Below are 16,708 nucleotides of genomic sequence, written 5' to 3'. Positions count from 1 at the left end.
CCCGTCGGCAGCGGGTGGCGACGGGCCGGAGATGCGGCGTGAGCCGGATGTTCGAGCGGTTCCGCGAGCGTCAGAGCGGCGCTCACCGGCCTTGCCGCAGCCGGCGGAGTGTGCATCGCCTCACCGGACGGGCTGGGTGTCGTCCGCGTGGAGGGCGGTGTGGACGCCGGTGATGACCACGGTGATCAGGCAGAGGGCGATGATGGTCTCTGCCCACAGGAAGGCGAACCAGTCCAGCACGCAGCCGATCGGGGGTGTGCCGGGGGCTGTGTTGCGGAACGCCGAGAGGGCGAACAGAGTGGCGGCCATCCAGGCGAGGGCGGGCCAGACCAGGCCTTTGGTGCGGGTCGTCAGGTACCAGGCCCCGAGGAGCACGGACGCCGCCAGCGCCCACATCACGACCATCATGAAGACCGCGAAGACGAGCAGGCTGCCCGATCGGGACACCCTCAGCGCCACGACGGCCTCCTGCCGGGAGGGCGTGGGTTCCGCGGAGATCGAGAAGAGCGTGTCGTTGTTCGAGAACAGCAAGCGCACCGGCACCTGCTTGCCACCCAGCTGCGCCCGGAACCCGATGTCCGTGTCGTAGGTGTCGAACGGGTAGTCGCTGATCGACCCACCGCTGAGCGCGACCTGCACGTCCCTGGTCGCGAGCCGCTCGTGCGCTGGGAACTCCAGGTCACCGAGGGTGGCCCCGGAGGTCTGGAGGCTGAGATCGGCCACCGGGGCTGCCCCCTCCGCCTCGCCGAGGGTCCCGCGTGGGGTGACCCAGACGCGCAGTACCAGCTCTCGGGCCGCGGCGTCGACGCGTTGGACGACGGCCTCCACGTCCACCCGGTCGGCGGCTGAGGATCCGACGGTGTGGACCGTGTCGCCCGCCTGCCGCTCGGTGAACTGCAGCCACGAGCCCACGGCCACCGCCACCACGATCAGGACCGCGATGGGCAGCAGGACCGGCAGGATCGACCCGCCGGAGCGGCGTGGGCGAGGTGGGTCCGGCGGTGGGGCCATGGTGACTCCGGCGACGTGGGAAGGGGAGCGGACTCGTCCGCCCGACACCGGGAGCGGACCACGCGCCGGCACGGGGCGGTCCGGCGATTCGTGCGGGTCGGGCCGTGTGATGCGGCGCGCGTCCCATCGTGTCGGACGGGCCGGGGGTTACGGGTTGTGACCGCTCCGCGTGCACCCGAACGCGCCACCCGGTAGCGTCGAAAACGCGCGTTCCGACCACACCATTGCGCTCTGGTGCCGTCAGTGGCCGCCGCTGCTGCCGGCAGAGGAACGAGACCACATGCCAATGCACCGCATCCACGCGGTGACTGCCGCGACCGCTCTGGCCTGCCTGGCAGCATTCGGCCCCGCACCGACACGTGCGACGACATCCCCTTCCTGGTCGACTCCGGCCTGAACAAGGAGGTGGTGTCCGTGAATCGGATGGTGTCGTTGTGCACCGCCGGGGGTGCCATGGTTGCGGTGGTACTGGCCGGGGTCGCAACCCCGCAGGCACACGCGACCGGCGACGACCGCGAGAAGCGCAGCACGGAAGTTCTCCAGGAGCTGGTGCCTTCTCCTGACGGCCCGGGCTGTGCAGCAGCTGTCGGCAAGCGGGGAAGCGCTGTCTGGGAGGCGGGGAGAGGGAAGGCCGATCTGACGACCGGGCGCGCCATCACCCCGAAGACGGTCTTCGACATGGAATCCAACTCCAAGCAATTCACCGCAGACGCCGTCCTTCTGCTGGCCGGGCGGCACCAACTCGCGCTGAACGACCCCCTGTCCGATTTCCTCGACGATCCGCCCGCCTGGACGCGGGACGTCACGCTGGGCGACCTGATGCGTCACACCAGCGGCATCACCGACTACCAGGATCTGCTGGAGGCCAAGGGAATCAAGCTGACGGATCCGGCCGGCCAGAAGGAAGCGATCGCGGCCATCCTCGCCTCACGGCCGGAAGATCCGCCAGGCAGGCGCTTCTCCTACTCCAACTCCAACTACGTCCTCCTGGCGCATGTCGTCGAGAGGGTCACCGGCAAGCCGTTCCCGACCTTCCTCCAACAGGAATTCTTCACCCCACTGCACCTGCGCATGACTTTGTCCCCGGCGGTGGACGTTCCCGGCAAGGCAAAATCGTACGACGAGAAGGACGGCTCCTTCATCCCCAATTCCTCCCCCTGGAAACAGTACGGAGACGGGTCCGTCCAAACCACTCCTGGGGAATTCGTCCGCTGGGCCGACAATTACCGCACCGGTCGCATCGGTGGAGCGGCGCTGCTCACCGGAGTCACGGCGGGAGCGGTGAGTGTGGGTGACGTCCTGCGCCGGCGCGGCATCGAAGAAGGGCGGTACGGGGCCGGAATGCTCCTCCTCCCCGACAAGAGCCTGGTGCATCGCGGCGACTGGGAGGGATTTCACAGCACCTTCAAGGTGAGCCCGGACCGCAACACTGCCGTAACCGTCGCGTGCAACGTGGATTCACCCGATAATTTCCGTGCAGCCGATCAACTGCTGGATATATGGGCCAAATGACTGACCGAACAGGCGAATCGTTGTAGGAATGGCGGGACCGTCGGGCCAAACCGGCGCCGAGCGCTGCCTCGGCGCGCACGTCCTCGGGCGCCTGCCGGGCTGAGCCTAGTCGGGCCCGGTCCAGTCGAAGGTGATGTGCTTGCTGGACTGGCCTTCCCTGCTCCACTGGAAGCCGTAGGCATCGGCGCGGTCCGCTGTCGAGCGGCCCCAGGTCGCGACCTGGCCCGGTCCGGTCTCGGCACCCGGCAGATTGGTCGACTGCACGCGAGCGCCCTCCGGCGTGTTGGGTCCGGTGAGTGCCTGCGCGCCCGCCTCGACCCGGCCGGGAACCACGGCCCGCCAGCTCGAGAGGTCGTCGGCGACCTCCACCTCGATGGGGGCGAACTCCATACCGCGCATCTCCGCACCCATCATGCTCACCATCTCCGCCGGCCAGCTGCCCGCCTGGCCGCCGAAGATCATCTGGAGCGCTTCGCGCTGCGCGTCGTCGGCGCGCTCGTCGACGAAGACCGCTGCGTACGTGTCGGAGTGCTCGGCCCAAATGTTGCCTACGAAGGAGCCCAGCATCAGCACGTTGAGGCCGTCCAGCGGTACGTCTCCGTATCTGCCCTCGCGGATGTGCCACGCGAGGATGCCCTCGCAATCGCCGTATGTGGGAAGCTGCGCGAACGAGCAGGGGCACGGCACGTTGCACTTACAGGTGTCGAACCAGTTGCCCGCCGCGTGCCATCTCGGCACAGTCGCCGTCGTCTCGGACATCTCCCTGCCTCCTCGTGACCGGGTACCGGACGTGGTCGCGGGAGGGCGGCAGAGCCTGGAAGACATCACCGGCCCATGCCCGGGTCGTGCCGGTCTGCACATCCGATTATCCGCCCGCCGTGGCCGCCCGGCGGGGTCTGATTCCGCACGTGCACGTCTGCTGTGGTGTGCTGGAAGCATGCGCCTCGACCGGAAGGGCCTGTCACCACCCTTGCGTCCGGCAAACCTGCTGTCGGCTCGGCAGCTGGCGCTGGCATGGTCCGTGATGGGACTGATCGCGCTGATTGCCTGGGTGCTGGTCGTCGACCAGGCCCGTGACATGGGGGTTGAGCCGGGGACCATGGGCATGGGCATCCCACTGTTCCTGCTGTTGTGGCTGATCATGATGATCGCCATGATGTTCCCGTCCGTGGCCCCGGTGGCCATCACCTGGGCCCGGGCCATCGGCCGCCAGTCCGCCGGAGCCGTCCGCGGGGCCCGTACCGCCCAGTTCGTGGCCGGTTACCTCCTGGCCTGGACGGTCTTCGGCCTGATCGCCTACGGGCTCCTCGCCGCGACCGGGGCCGTGGTCGACGACCACCCGGGCGCCGGGCGCTGGATCGGTGCCGGAGCCTTCCTGATCGCCGGGCTGTACCAGTTCAGCCCGCTGAAGAACTTCTGTCTGCGGCACTGCCGCAGTCCCATGGGCCAGCTCGTGCGCTACGCCGGCTTCCGGCCCGTGGTCCGGGATCTGAGGGTCGGGGCCCACCACGGTGCGTACTGCGTCGGCTGCTGCTGGGGACTGATGATCGTCCTCATCCCGCTCGGCGTCATGAACGTCCTGGCCATGGCCGCGGTGGCCGTGGTGATCTTCGTGGAGAAGCTGTGGCGACTGGGCCCCGTCTTCTCGGCAGCCATCGGCATCGCCTTCCTCGCCCTTGCGGTACTGGCCCTCTTCCAGCCCTGGCTGCTGCCGGGCCTGGTCCCACCGCAGTCGCCCATGCCGTCCATGCTCCAGCCGTAGAACGGCTTCGCCACCCCCGGGTGTTCTCCCCCGGTGATCGATGACCAAGCGCCCGGCATGTGTGAGCACGCGGAAGTGTCCCGATGGACGCGAGTGACGGCAACCGGGGCCAACCCGGCGCCACAGCCGACCGCCATTGGAGCAGCTGGAGCGGGCTCGCTCCTCCGACGCGGCTGCACGCCACCCGATTCCGCCCCCGCATCGGGGACGGTCGTGACGGACGTGCGGCGGCATCGCGATGCGGAACGCGTTCGACGCATGGTGGCAGCTGCTCCTCAAGCACGGTGACAGCAACAATGACGGGCAGGTCTCCCGCGACGAGTTCATCACCGTCATGGAGGCCAACGTCACCTCTCCCGAGCACTTCGAGGGCGCGATCCTCGCGATCGCCGACGCACTGATGCAGGCACTGGACACCGACGGCGACGGGGTGTTGAACCGCACCGAGTACGTGCGCCTGTACGACGAGCTGGGGGTCCCGCCGGTGCACTCGGAGGAGGCGTTCAAGCGACTCGACCGAGACGGGAACGGGACGATCAGCCACGACGAGTGGCGTACCGCGATCTCCGAGTTCTACCTCAGCACCGACCCGAACGCTCCCGGTAACTGGCTGCTCGGCCCGGTCGATTCGGCCGTCTGACGCGCGTGCCGATAGCAGGCGGTATGAAGGCGCTGCTGCGGGCGCCGGACAGCGGCCCGGGGCTGGAGCTGGGCAAGGTGCCGGTCCCGGTACCGGCAGCGGGCGAGGTCCTCGTGCGCGTGCTGCGTACCGGGATCTGCGCCACCGACCTGCTCACCGGGGCAGGCGGGCCGGTAGGGCATCCGGTGTCTCGTCGGCGGGTCGCGGGGCACGAGTTCGCCGGAGTCGTCGAGACGACCCCGGTGGGGGGCCCGGCCGTCGGCACACTCGTCAGCGGTGACGGGTACGTGGCCTGCGCGGCCTGCCGTCCGTGCCGGGCGGGCGACTGGCCCAAGTGTCCGCGCGCCGACAGACTCGGGTGGGAGCGGGACGGGGCCTTCGCCGAATACGTCGCCCTGCCTCTACGGAACGTGTGGACGCACCCGCCCGGCACCGATCCGGACACGGTCGTCCTCTTCGACCCGCTGGGCACCGCGGTGCGAGCCCTGACGGCCTCGCCAGTGGTGGCGCAGGACGTGCTGGTCACCGGCGCCGGGCCGACCGGGCTCCTGACGGTTGCGGTGGCCCGCCGCATCGGTGCCCGCCGGGTGGTGGTCATCGACCCTGATCCCGGCCGGCGAAAGCTGGCGGAACTCCTCGGCGCCCACCATGCCATCGACCGGTACGACAGTCCGCCCGGCGACACGCTCGCCCCGTTCCGCGGCGGGGAGGACTTCGCGTGCGTCGTGGAGACCTCCGGCGACCCCACGATGATCCGGCTTGCCCTGGGCCAGGTGCGGCCTGGCGGCCATGTCGCCGCCATCGGCATCGCCACCGGCCCGGTCGAGATCGACTGGAACAGCACCGTACGACGCCCGGCCACGCTCCACGGTGTCGGCGGCCCCCGGACCGTCGACACCTGGCGCATCGTTTCGTCACTGCTCGACGGCGGGCTGGACCCCACCCCCGCCATCACCCACCACTTCGCATACGAGGACTACGAGGCCGCACTCGAAGCCGCCCGCACCTGCGGGGCGGGCAAGGTCGTCCTGGAATGGAGCACCCTGTGCGCATCGCGGTCGTAGGAGCCGGCATCGCCGGGCTCACCACCGCCTGGCTGCTGGAACCCTCGCACGACGTCACGCTCTACGAGGCGGCCGAGCGGCTGGGCGGACATGCGGACACCGTCACGGTTCCCACGGGCCACGGCGAGGTGCGGGTCGACCTCGGGGCGCAATACGTGTATCCGGCCGGATTCCCCGTCCACGGCAGGCTGCTGGCCGCACTGGGAGTGGGGCCGGCCGACCTGGCCGAGGCACCGGTGACGTTCACGATGTCGTCCTCCGGCCGCAAAAACGTGCCTCTGATCGTCTCCCCGCACGCGCCCGACGAACTCCGAGGCAGCCGCACCCCGGTCACCGGGCCTGCCTGGGACTCCCTGGGCACCTTTCTGGCTGCCGCAGCCGACTTCGCGGCGGTCGACGGGGACTGGACCGTCTCGCTCGCCGAACTCCTCGACCCACTGGCTCTGCCCGAGGACCACGTACGGCAAATCATCCATCCGCTGATGGCCTACATCTCCAGCTGCGCGGACGCCCAGGCACCCGAGCTTTCGGTGCGCGCCGCGACGGCGTTCTTCCTCGCGCTCGCCCCGCGGGCCCCCGGCCATGCCCCGATCTGGGCCAATGCCACCTGCGGAATGGGCGGGACCGCCTCGCTCATCGCCGGGGAGTTGCGGGGCACGGAGATCCGGACCGGCTCCGGCGTCACCGCCGTCCGCCGCCTCGGAGACGGCTACGAGATCACCGACACCGTCGGCGATGCGCGGATGGTGGACCGAGTGGTCCTCGCCCTGCCCGCGTACGCCGCCTCGCCCCTGCTGGAGCCACTGGCCGGCCGCGACGGCGTCCGACGGGCGATGGACGCCTTCCCCTACACCCCCGTCAGCGTCGCCGTGCACCGCGATGCCGCGTACATGCCCGTCGATCGGGCCCACTGGTCGACGGTCAATCTGGACACCCATGACGGCCACACCGAGGCGTCCAACTGGTACGGCCCGGTCCTCGGACCGCCCGGCCGGCAGGTCTTCAAGAGCTGGACCACTCACCGTGGCCGACCCAAGGACACGATCGCAGTCAGGGACTTCCGTCACCTCGTTCTGACCACCGACGCCGTCCGCGCCCGCGGCGTCCTGGACAGCCGCCAAGGAGAGGACGGCCTCTACTTCGCCGGCAGTCACCTCACCTACATCGACAGCCAGGAAGGCGCGGTCCGCTCCGCCGTGACCGTCGCGAAGCACTTCGGCTGCGACAGCCCGCGCCTCGCCGCACTCTCCGCCCCTGTCGCCGACCTCGCCGCCGCCCCGGCGGGAACCCTGTGAAGGAAGCCATGACCAGCCAGTTCGACACCCTCCCCGGTACCTACGAGGACTTCACAGGCACCGCCTTCCGCACCCACCTGGAAACCCCAAGCGTTCTGACAGCCCTCGGCGACCTCCACGGCATGCGCGTCCTGGACCTGGGCTGCGGCTCCGGTGTCTACACCCGCCTGCTCAAACAGCACGGCGCCGCTCACGCCACCGGACTGGACATCTCCGCCGGAATGATCGGCCACGCCCGCGCCCAGGAAGCCGCCGACCCGCTCGGCGTCGACTACCTCGACGGCACACTCCCCGACCGCCTGGCGGGCACCTTCGACCTCGTCCTGGGCGTCTACGTCCTGCCCTACGCCACGACCCCCGCCGAGCTCAGCGACCTGTGTGTCACCGCGGCCACGGCCCTGCGCCCCGGCGGCCGCTTCGTCACCCTGCCCATCCACCCCGGCTTCCGCCCCGACGCCGTCTCCTATGCCCGGTACGGCTTCACCCTCACCGCTCCCGAGCCGCTCGCCGACGCCTCGCCCGTCACCCTGAACCTGCGCTTCGACGGCCACGACGACACCGTCACCGCCCGCTACTGGACCCGCGCCACCCTGGAAGCCACCTTGCGCCGGACTGGCTTCACCCGCCCACGATGGAGCGACCCCACCGTCACCGAACAAGGCATCACCGCGCATGGGACGGACTACTGGAAGGACTACCTCGGCCACCCCCACACCGTGATCGCCGCCTGTACCAAGGAAGGCGGTGACGTGTAGATGCTCCACACCCTCCTGCCCACCGCCGTGCCCATCGACGTCCATGCAACGATCGACAGCGTCACCGGCTGGGACGAGGCCGTAGCGGCGGCCCCTGTCTTCTACCGGCTTCCCTTCCTCAAGGCATTCGAGATCGCCCCACTGCATCCCGTCCTACGCCATGCCTACCTGCACAACCCGCAGAGGGGGATCGCCGTACCCGTCACCCTCCAGCACGGCATCGACCCCATGGGCGTCCTGGGTACCCATTTCCCGGCTGCCCGCGAGCGGCCCGTCCTGCTCAGCCATGTCTGGCACTGCTACGAAACCGTCCTGCCCAGAGCCGACACCCATCCCGACTCTGCCGCGGCCGTCCTGCGGACCCTGCGCAAGCTCGCCGACCGCTGGGACGCAGGCCACTTCGGCTTCGTCAACGTCCCCGCCCACAGCCCCACAGCGGTTGCCCTCGAACGCCTCGGCATGGCCCCCGTACCGGCCGAGAACGGCCACGGCCTCGACCTCACCCCGTTCCGCGAACTGGACGACTACCTCGCCACCCTGGCGAGCAAGCCCCGCCGCAACCTCACCCACGACCTCCGCCGCGCCCAGGAAGCCGTGGTCGAGACCGAGATCCTGGCGCCTGCCAAGGCCGACCTCGATGGATTCGTCGCACTCGCCCGCGCCACGGCATCCAAGTACGGCAACGCCGACTACTACCGCCCAGGCATCTTCCAGGACTTCGTCCTGGCACTGGGCGGGTGTGCCCGCGTCATCGAGCTCCGCCGCGCAGGCCACCTGATCGCCTCCGCCATCACCCTCCTCGACCAGCACCGGTACCACTTCTGGTGCGTGGGCGTGGACTACGCAGCGGCACCCGGCTTCAGCCCCTTCTACACCGTGTTCGCCGACGTCATGCGGGACGCCATCGCCTCCGGGCGCAGCCACCTCGAACTGGGGCGGCGCAATCCCGACTTCAAGCGCCGCTACGGACTCCGCGCCACACCCCTCTGTGCGTACATCGAAGCTGTGTGACCCGATCGAGTCCTGACTCCCGCCACCGTGGGATGCGGCCACGGCGGCGTCTTTTTGTGGCGCGCCCATCAGGGGGTGCCATGACGTGAGTCCTCCTGCCTGCGCGGATTCGGGGCATCCACGTCGCCCGCCCGCGAGCTGCGCCCGCCCCGCCCTTGTGTTCCCGATTCACTCCCCGCACAGCCCGAGCGGTGCCCGTCAGCAGGCCACTCGCAGGGACCGCCGCCGCTCGTGAGAGCCCCCACGAAGGGCACGCCGCACGTTGTCTCATTCGCACCGTACCCCTCTGACCGGTCGGGAGAATCTCGGATTGCAACAGGCGGTGATCGAACGTGCTGCCGGTGGGCGCTTCAATTCGCCCCCGCCGTACGCCGGTTAACCGACCCCCCAGCACGGTGAGAGGTACCACGATGACAACAAACCGCGTCAAGCGCTACGCAGCCCGCGCGCTGACGATGACGGTGGCGGCCTGCGCAGTCACGGCGGCAATCACCCTTCCGGCGTCCGCTGCCGACCAGCCGACACGGCCGCAGCTCATGGCGGACTGCGGCTCGGGCGAAGGCAAGTGCACGTTCAACTCGCCCGAGCTCGGGGAGGCGTACCTGGGTGAGTTCCGTCAGGTGTCGAACTCACTGTTCAACTGCAGTACGTCCGATGCCACTCAGACGATGACCTGGGACGACACGGTGGGATCCACCGACTCGTTGGGGGTCTCCGTCACCGCCGGTGGCAAGATCGCGGGAATCGTGGACCTCAGCATAACGGCGAGTTACAGCCACAGTTGGTCGAGCACGCACTCGGAGAGCAGCTCGCTCAACATGACCGTGAAGCCCGGCGAGGTGGGCTGGATCTCACGTGCCCAGGTGATGCAGAAGGTCTCCGGTACCTGGCAGACCCACTACGACAGCCCCAAGTGGGGTCACTACTACTGGTTCTTCCAGGACACCATCACCAGCCCGGCCAAGAACGGCACCGACGGCAAGAGCAATGCGGTGGTGGTGAAGAGCCGGAAGATGACCGCCGCGGAGAAGCGCTCCTGCTCCGAGGAGTCCCGCAAGGGCCGTTCGGTCCTCCAGGAACGCTGAGCAGCGACTCGCACGTGACACCGGCCCCTTGTCCCCGCCCCGTGCGGGGGCGGGGGGCCGCAACCACGGCCGCCGGGAACGCCGCGGCATTGTGTCCCGCCGATGCTGACCTACGGGCCTGACGGCGGGGGCTGGTCCGATGGCCTCCCGGCCCGTATCGGAAGGCTCCCTCACGTGCACTGACTGCTCGCCCGTGGTGTGGGTGGGTTCCGCGAGCACTGGGACTGCGCCAAGCTCCTCCGTCTCCGTCTCCGTCCCCGTCTCCGTTCGCGTGGGCGCGATGCGGTCCGGGACGCCTTGGCGGACTACGTGGTGGGAATCTCCACCACCCTCTCGGCTCGGTCCGGCGAGGCAGTGCCGGTGGGTGGTGGGAATCTCCACCACCCTCTCGGCTCGGTCCGGCGAGGCAGTGCCGGTGGCCGAGCCCTACTCCGGGAGCGGACGGCCACCCGTGGCGAAGTGGCCGGACAAGCCCCGGTCGGTGAAACAGCTGGTCATCAAGGCAGGCAGGAACGCGGCGAAGCCGGTGCAATGGCGTGAGGGCTCCCGGCCCGGCACCGGCAAGAGCGGTCTGAAGCGGATGTACGCGCGGTTCGTGGCCTTGCGGATCCGGCCGGCCAGCGAGGTCCGCCAAGCCGTTGACGGCCCGGAGCTGCCCGAGTGCTGGCTCCCGGCCGAGTAGCCCGCCGACCAGGGCGAACCTGTCCAGTTCTGGCTCTGCGACCTGCCCGCCAACACCCCGCTGACCACCCTGGTCCGCCTGGCGAAACTCCGCTGGCGCATCGAGCACGACTACCGCGAGATGAAACGGGCCCTGGGACTGGCCCACTTCGAGGGCCGCACCTGGGGCGGCTGGCACCACCACGGCACCCTCGTGTCCGTCGCACACGCCTTCTGCACCCTCCAGCGGCTGGCAGCCCCCAAAGAAGCGGCGTCGGCCTGAGCTTCTACCGGATCGTCCGCGAACTGCAGAGCCTGGACGTCGGATTCGTACGGTCCGGGATTGCGCGTCGAAGGTTGCCGCTACCACCGAGACTGGAGCATCCCGGCCCGGCACGGCCGTTCGAGACCTTGAGGTCAGGAACGACCACATCTCCGGTGGAAGTTGCACCGGCGCCGGCCCACGTATCCCTGTGGACCGACGCCGGGTGGATCTGTGCGGTTAGCGCACGGCGGCGGCCGGCCGTCGGCGGCGCGCGTACACCACCGCACCGGCGATTGCCGCCAGGGCTGCGGCCCCGGTGGCGGAGATCGGCTGCCAGGACGCCTCCGTCGCCGGTTTCCCGGATGCGGCGGCGACCTGCTCCGGCTGGTCCTCCACGAGGCCGCCGTACCCGCCGGCCAGGCCCTTGCGGTCGTACTCCGAGCCGGGCATCTTGTCGCCGTAGCGGGCGGTGACCAGCTTCTGGTAGGCGGCGAGGGTGATGCCGCGCTTTCCGCCGAGGCCGCTGTTCGCCTCCTCGTTGAGCGGCTCGACCATGCCTTCGGCGGTGAGCCGGTACCAGGCGTGGATCTGTGGCTCCGTGAAGGTACGGGCCTGTGGAGTGCCGCGCTCGGCGAAGCCGACCTCGGCGTCCCCGTCCCGGATGCCGGCCAGCTGCCAGCCCTCGGCGCCGACGTTCTGCGGGCTGCTTCCGGTGGTAGGGGTGTTCCCCTTGGGTGCGAGCAGTACGGCGGCGTTCTTGCCGTCGGAGGCGGTCACCCGGGAGGCCAGGTAGGAGAGCCGGATCGCGGTCTGCGGGGTCGCCTGGGTCTTGCCGGTCACGAACTCGGGGCTGATCTCGAACATCGGCACCGGGTCCTTGAGATCGAACCCGGGCGGCGCGGTGACCGCGGCGGGTGCGTTGCCGGGGGTGCCGACGGTGCCGCCGTCCGCGCCGGGGCCCGTGCCGTGCTGCCGGGCCGAAACCAGGAAGCGGGAGACCGTGTCGCGGAGTTGGTCGCTCCGGACGGCCTGCTGGGCGGACGGGTAGCCCGCGATGCCGTCGCCCTCCGCAGCCTGTGCGGGAACGATTCCGCTCAGGGCGGCGGTGAGCGCGGCCGTGGCGAGGACGGCGGCGCGGACTGCCGTGTGCTTGGTCTGTCGCGTGGTCTGCATGGTCGGTCTTCTCCTCAGCCCTGGATCCCGATGCGGGAGTGGGTCCACTGGAACGAGTTGTTGTTCACGTAAGTGGCGTGGTTCCACCAGGTGTAGGTCTGGGTGGTCTGCCACGGGTCCCCGACCGCGACCATGTTGGTGGTGCTGTCGTAGCCGTAGATGACGTTCATGTGACCACCGCCGGTGCGCCAGCCGATCCGGACGGCGAACGGCCGGCCTGCGGCTATCTCGGCGGCCGACTCGCTGAACGAGGCGTTGCGATACAGGCTGCGGCCGCTGTTGCTCAGCCCCAGCCTGGCCAGGCCGTTGGCCATGTCTTCCAGCGTCGCGGGCTGGTTGTTGCAGTCCACCCAGGAGCCCTGGGCGGCGAGTTGGCAGAACTGCTCCTGGCTGACGGAGCGGCCCCAGTGTTTGGCGATGGTCACGCCGGAGGCGTCCCAGCACCACTGGGTCCTGACCTGCTTCTGCATGTCGATCTTGAGCGTCTTCGCCGTCGTGGGGGTGGGCGGTTTCGGGTTCGGGTTGGACCCGCAGACCGGCAGGGGGGTGGTGTTCTCGTTGATGAAGGCGTCGGCGATGTAGTACGAGCCGGTGAAGATCCACCGCGGATTGTTCTCCACCGTGTCCCCGGTGGTCCGGCAGGACATCTGGATCTTGTCGCCCACCTTCGAGGAACCGTTCACCTGGGCCGAGAGGGACGGCTTGGCCCGGTGGTTGACGGTCTTGTAGTTGCCCTGCCCGCCGATGACCGTGCCGTTGACCGCACCGGCCTGGGCGAGGGCGCCGAAGCCGAACAGCAGACCGCCGGCGAGTGAGGCGGTGCTCGCGGCAATCAGAGCTTTCTTGCGGCGGGACGCGCGACGTTTGTGCATCATGCTCCTTGGTCTGAGAAATGCGGGAACTTGCTTGACCGGCAACCTGGTCGTCCGGTGTGCGGGACACATACCGGGGGGCGCGGCTGCGGCCCCCTGGCTCGGCGGCCCCGCACTCCGTCGGGTGGTTGCTTCGGGCCGAAGGTGAGGAGGAGCTGCGGCGTGGCGTCCGTAGCCGTTGATTCCTTGGACCAGATCCACAGCGGGTCGGTGCCCTTGCTGGTCAGGGCCATGCTGTAGCTGGTGCCCAGCGACGCGGAGAGTGTGGCGGTGGCCGGCTGGGCGCTGTGGACGGCTGAGCCGTCGGGGATGGCTGCGAACGTGCCGAGCGGTGTGGTGCCTAGGGTGGGCTTGGTGGTGAATGTCGTGCCCGCGCTGCTCCAGGTGCCGGTGACCGGGACTGGGGAGACGGTGTCGGCCGTGCCGACGCCCGTCTGGGTCGAGGTCTTGACCTGGAGTGCGGCGGCCTTCAGGGCCTGGCCGGCCGGGGCGGCCGGTAGGTTGAAGCGCAGGTAGGTCTCGTACGCCGGGTTGCCGCGCACGGCAAGCGAGGAGACGTGCCGTTAGTGGCGCTCGGGGCGCCCTGGTCGGCGAAGAAGTTGCTCGTCGGACGTCCGGCCACCAGTAGAGCTCGTCGCCCGATATGCCAGTAGCCCGCGTACGGCTGGATGCCGCTGGTGTTCCCGCTGACGGAGGAGTCGGCCACGTACGGGCTGGTGGAACGCAGGCCTGGGCCACACGACGGCCTGGTTACCGACCGCTTCACCCGTCGCCCCGCGCCTGCCTGCGGGCTCGGGCCCGGCGGACCAGCAGCATCCCGCCAGCGGTCCCCGCGAGGGCGGCCACGGCCACGCCCGCCGTGGTCCACGAGAAGGTGCTGCCGCCGCCGGCCAGGGCGGGCGATGCGGATGCGGCGGCCGAGGGCACGGCCGTGGCCGAGGGGCTCGCAGGAGCGGGAGCGGTGGGCGCGGCGGAAGTGCTGGGTGGCGCCGGGTCGACGACCGGTACGGAGACCTCGCGTTCGGCGTGTCCCAGTGAGGGGAACCCGACATGGACGTGCACCTTCCAAGTACCGGCCGGCAGGACCTCGGCCGTGCTCCAGCCGGTGCGCGTGCCCGCGTCCCGGACCAGCTTCCAGGGGCCCATCGCGCGGCTGCCGTCCGCGCTGGTCGCGTTCACCGTGGCGGCGACCGCCTCCTCGATGGCGTCCCCGTCGTTCTCCCAGGTGATGTCGGTGGTGAGGTGGCCCTCCCGCTGCCCGTTGATCACGACCTTGACGGTGTCGCCGTGCGCCTGGGCCGGGGACGCCAGGGCCACGGCCTGGGCGAGGAGGAGGAACAGGACCCCGAGTCCGGTACGGGCGGGGAAGCTGTGGCGTGTACGCATCGTTGTGGTGCTCCCTGGTGCGGTGGGATGCGAGTGGCCGCCACCGCTGCGGTGCGGTGCGGTGGAGGTGCGGTGTCGTGAGGGAGCCGGCGGACGGCCGCATGGGGAATACCGCCGTCCGCCGACGGTTGATCAGACGGTCGAAGGTCAGCCGACCTTCTGGACCGTCCAGACCTGGGACGCCCGCCCGTCGGCACGCTGGAGGTCGAGCAGCCAGTCCCCGTAGTACGGCCGGTTGCTCACGGTGAGGGCGTAGCCGCCACTCGCGTCGGTAATGGGGGTGGCGCCGGAGCGTGAGTTCAGCTTCCACTGCTGGGTGGGGGCGTTGCCGCACGCCTGCTGGGCGATCCACATGCCAGCGGCGGGGGCGCCGCCCGCCTGCAGGCACTTGCCCGAGACCGCGGACTTGATACGGACCAGGCCGCCGCCCGCGTCCTCGAACAGCCACTGCTGCTGCGCGTAGCCGTTGGCCCGCGCGCCCACGAGGAGGGTGCCGTCGGCGGCGCGGCCGCCCCACAGCTCGGCGGCCACGCCGGTACTGCCGTTGCCGAAGGTGTAGCGGGTGCCGGGAGTCGTGGTGCCACCGCCGGCGCTGGTGGTGCGGAAGGTGGTGACGCTGCCGGGGCCGCTGTCACGGCCGGCTGCGTCGCGCACCGAGACAGCGACTTTGTACTCCTTGCCGGACTGGAGGTTGTAGATGTTCAGCGTCTGGGACTGGACCCAGGTGAGGTGCTTGCCGTTGAGGAGCACCTGGTACCAGGCGGCGCCGTCGACCTTGGGCCAGCTTGCCACCGCGGAGTTGGACCGGACCTGGCCGACGGTCACGGCCGGCCCGCCACCGGGCTTCTTGGTCGGGGTGGGGGTGGGCTTCGTGGTGGGCTGCGGGTTGGGGTCGGGGTTCGGGTTGCCGCCCTTCCCCTTCATCAGGAACTGGTTGTCGGCGATGTTCCAGTGCGTGGCGAGGTAGCTGCCCGCCTTGGGGTTGGTGTGGAAGTAGTCGTCGTGGTTGCAGTCCAGGATGTTCTCGGCGGCCTGGTTGGTGCACACGTTGCGCATCTGCGGGTAGTACGGCGTGTCCGAGTAGCACATGACGTCCCACTCGTCCGTGCAGTGGGCGCCGCGGCTGGTGTTGGGGGCGCTGTTGTTCACCGCGCCGAGGTTGTGGCCGAGTTCGTGCGCCGCGGTGTGGCCGCCCCAGCAGCCGGAGTCCGTACGGCCGTACGAGGGGCCGAAGTTGCTCTGGTTGTCCTGGCCGGGCCGCTCGTCGCCCGCGAAGGTGCCGATGCCGCAGTAGACCTGGGTGTCCGAGAAGATCATGTACTTGCGGTCGCGGCGGTCGAGGCCCTTGCCGGCGAGCGCGTTGTTGGTCGCGCTGAACTCAGCGAGCGCCGAGGCGGGGAGCTCCATGTTGAGCACGGTCGGCGTGCAGTCGGCGGCCGTCACGTAGCGGATGTGCCGGACACCGCCGGTCTCCTGGGCGCTCGTCGAGTAGATGAGGTCGGCGTCGGCCGCCCACTTGCGGAACGAGGCGACGTACTCGGAGTAGCGGTCGCGGTCGGGGCCATGGACGTACACGACCTGGACGCGGTTGCCGCTGCTGCCGTCACCGTCGCACTGGACGGTCTGCCCCGAGGGCCCGGCGGCGACGGTCTGGCCGCTGCCGCCAGCGGGTGCCGGGGCCTTCGACGCCGGGGCCTTGGCGGTGGCCGCGTCGGCGGCGGGCGCGTCCTGAGGACGCCCGCCGCCTCCGGCGGCAGCTGCTTCGCCGGAATCCGGGCGGGCCGGATCGGCCGCCACGGCCTTCGTCTTGACCGCAGGGGCGACGTCGGCCTTGATGTCGACGTCCTTCGGCGGGGCGTCGGGGCCGTGGCTGCAGAGCCCGGCTTCCGTGCGGTAGACGCCGACGCACTTGTCGCCCTTCGGCGCGGCCTTGAGGCCGTCGAAGACCATGCCGCGCGCGGTGTCGTTGGCGGGCGCGTCCGCGATGACCGCGGGCTCCGCATCGCGGACTGGTGCGGCGGCCGGTACGAGGGTGTCCGCGGCTGCGTCGGCCTGAGTGGTGGTCCCCGCCTGGGCGTTGTCGCCCAGTCCGGAGTAGGCGATGCCCCCCGCTATCACCGCCGCCGATGCCATGGCGGCGGTGAGGAGTATCAACCGGCGGGGTTTGCGCCGGTGTTCACGTTTCTTTCGACGACTACCCGTCATGCGCACCTCAAA

The 16,708-nt window shown here is 70.0% G+C and carries 15 protein-coding genes and 1 pseudogene; 9 read left to right on the top strand and 7 right to left on the bottom strand.

The features are described from left to right. Positions 1 to 120 precede the first annotated feature (120 nt). Positions 121 to 1,011: a DUF4436 family protein gene (locus OHT74_RS06920; RefSeq protein WP_328619724.1), complete on the bottom strand. Its 891-nt coding sequence runs from the start codon at positions 1,009 to 1,011 to the stop codon at positions 121 to 123. Between the two features lie 423 nt (positions 1,012 to 1,434). Here OHT74_RS06920 and OHT74_RS06915 point away from each other — a divergent pair, with 423 nt between their 5' ends. Then, positions 1,435 to 2,523, top strand: coding sequence for a serine hydrolase domain-containing protein (locus OHT74_RS06915; RefSeq protein WP_328623267.1), 1,089 nt, complete (start codon positions 1,435 to 1,437; stop codon positions 2,521 to 2,523). A gap of 105 nt (positions 2,524 to 2,628) precedes the next feature. Here OHT74_RS06915 and OHT74_RS06910 read toward each other — a convergent pair whose 3' ends face one another. Beyond that, entirely contained in the window at positions 2,629 to 3,282 is a 654-nt protein-coding gene (locus OHT74_RS06910; RefSeq protein ID WP_328619723.1) for a DUF1326 domain-containing protein, read from the bottom strand. Between the two features lie 178 nt (positions 3,283 to 3,460). On the opposite strand from OHT74_RS06910, the gene OHT74_RS06905 reads away from it, so the two are divergent. The 8 genes and pseudogenes from OHT74_RS06905 to OHT74_RS06870 all read left to right on the top strand — a co-directional run. Next, positions 3,461 to 4,285, top strand: a complete 825-nt coding sequence (locus OHT74_RS06905; protein ID WP_328619722.1) for a DUF2182 domain-containing protein — start codon at positions 3,461 to 3,463, stop codon at positions 4,283 to 4,285. A 238-nt stretch (positions 4,286 to 4,523) separates the two neighbouring features. Then, positions 4,524 to 4,925 carry an EF-hand domain-containing protein gene (locus OHT74_RS06900; protein WP_266661596.1) on the top strand — a complete coding sequence of 134 codons (402 nt, stop codon included), beginning with the start codon at positions 4,524 to 4,526 and terminating at the stop codon, positions 4,923 to 4,925. A gap of 23 nt (positions 4,926 to 4,948) precedes the next feature. After that, positions 4,949 to 5,989: a zinc-binding dehydrogenase gene (locus OHT74_RS06895; RefSeq protein ID WP_328619721.1), complete on the top strand. Its 1,041-nt coding sequence runs from the start codon at positions 4,949 to 4,951 to the stop codon at positions 5,987 to 5,989. Continuing rightward, positions 5,959 to 7,284, top strand: coding sequence for an FAD-dependent oxidoreductase (locus OHT74_RS06890; protein WP_328619720.1), 1,326 nt, complete (start codon positions 5,959 to 5,961; stop codon positions 7,282 to 7,284). Before OHT74_RS06895 ends, OHT74_RS06890 begins: the two co-directional genes overlap by 31 nt. Before the next feature lie 8 nt (positions 7,285 to 7,292). Continuing rightward, complete coding sequence (locus OHT74_RS06885) at positions 7,293 to 8,039, top strand: class I SAM-dependent methyltransferase (protein ID WP_328619719.1); 747 nt, start codon at positions 7,293 to 7,295, stop codon at positions 8,037 to 8,039. Next, a complete protein-coding gene (locus OHT74_RS06880) occupies positions 8,040 to 9,050 on the top strand; it encodes a GNAT family N-acetyltransferase (protein WP_328619718.1) in 1,011 nt (336 codons plus the stop codon). 410 nt (positions 9,051 to 9,460) lie between these two features. After that, the gene (locus OHT74_RS06875; RefSeq protein WP_328619717.1) at positions 9,461 to 10,135 is read left to right on the top strand and encodes a hypothetical protein; all 675 of its coding nucleotides are present in this window, start codon (positions 9,461 to 9,463) and stop codon (positions 10,133 to 10,135) included. Between the two features lie 349 nt (positions 10,136 to 10,484). Then, positions 10,485 to 11,078, top strand: a pseudogene (locus tag OHT74_RS06870) (transposase); the annotation flags it as partial. Positions 11,079 to 11,297: 219 nt separating this feature from the next. Here the strand turns inward: OHT74_RS06870 and OHT74_RS06865 are convergent. From OHT74_RS06865 to OHT74_RS06845, 5 genes are all read right to left on the bottom strand, one after another. Further along, positions 11,298 to 12,233, bottom strand: a complete 936-nt coding sequence (locus tag OHT74_RS06865; protein ID WP_328619716.1) for a hypothetical protein — start codon at positions 12,231 to 12,233, stop codon at positions 11,298 to 11,300. Between the two features lie 14 nt (positions 12,234 to 12,247). Further along, the gene (locus tag OHT74_RS06860; RefSeq protein ID WP_328619715.1) at positions 12,248 to 13,108 is read right to left on the bottom strand and encodes a papain-like cysteine protease family protein; all 861 of its coding nucleotides are present in this window, start codon (positions 13,106 to 13,108) and stop codon (positions 12,248 to 12,250) included. Next, complete coding sequence (locus OHT74_RS06855; protein ID WP_328619714.1) at positions 13,105 to 13,647, bottom strand: DNRLRE domain-containing protein; 543 nt, start codon at positions 13,645 to 13,647, stop codon at positions 13,105 to 13,107. Before OHT74_RS06855 ends, OHT74_RS06860 begins: the two co-directional genes overlap by 4 nt. 220 nt (positions 13,648 to 13,867) lie before the next feature. Further along, positions 13,868 to 14,491, bottom strand: coding sequence for a hypothetical protein (locus OHT74_RS06850; RefSeq protein ID WP_328619713.1), 624 nt, complete (start codon positions 14,489 to 14,491; stop codon positions 13,868 to 13,870). A gap of 147 nt (positions 14,492 to 14,638) precedes the next feature. Continuing rightward, positions 14,639 to 16,624: an RICIN domain-containing protein gene (locus tag OHT74_RS06845; protein WP_328619712.1), complete on the bottom strand. Its 1,986-nt coding sequence runs from the start codon at positions 16,622 to 16,624 to the stop codon at positions 14,639 to 14,641. Positions 16,625 to 16,708: the final 84 nt, after the last annotated feature.

Origin of the sequence: Streptomyces sp. NBC_00354, from assembly GCF_036106915.1 — a bacterium.
Classification (GTDB): Bacteria; Actinomycetota; Actinomycetes; order Streptomycetales; family Streptomycetaceae; genus Streptomyces.
This window is presented reverse-complemented; position numbering and strand designations above follow the sequence as displayed.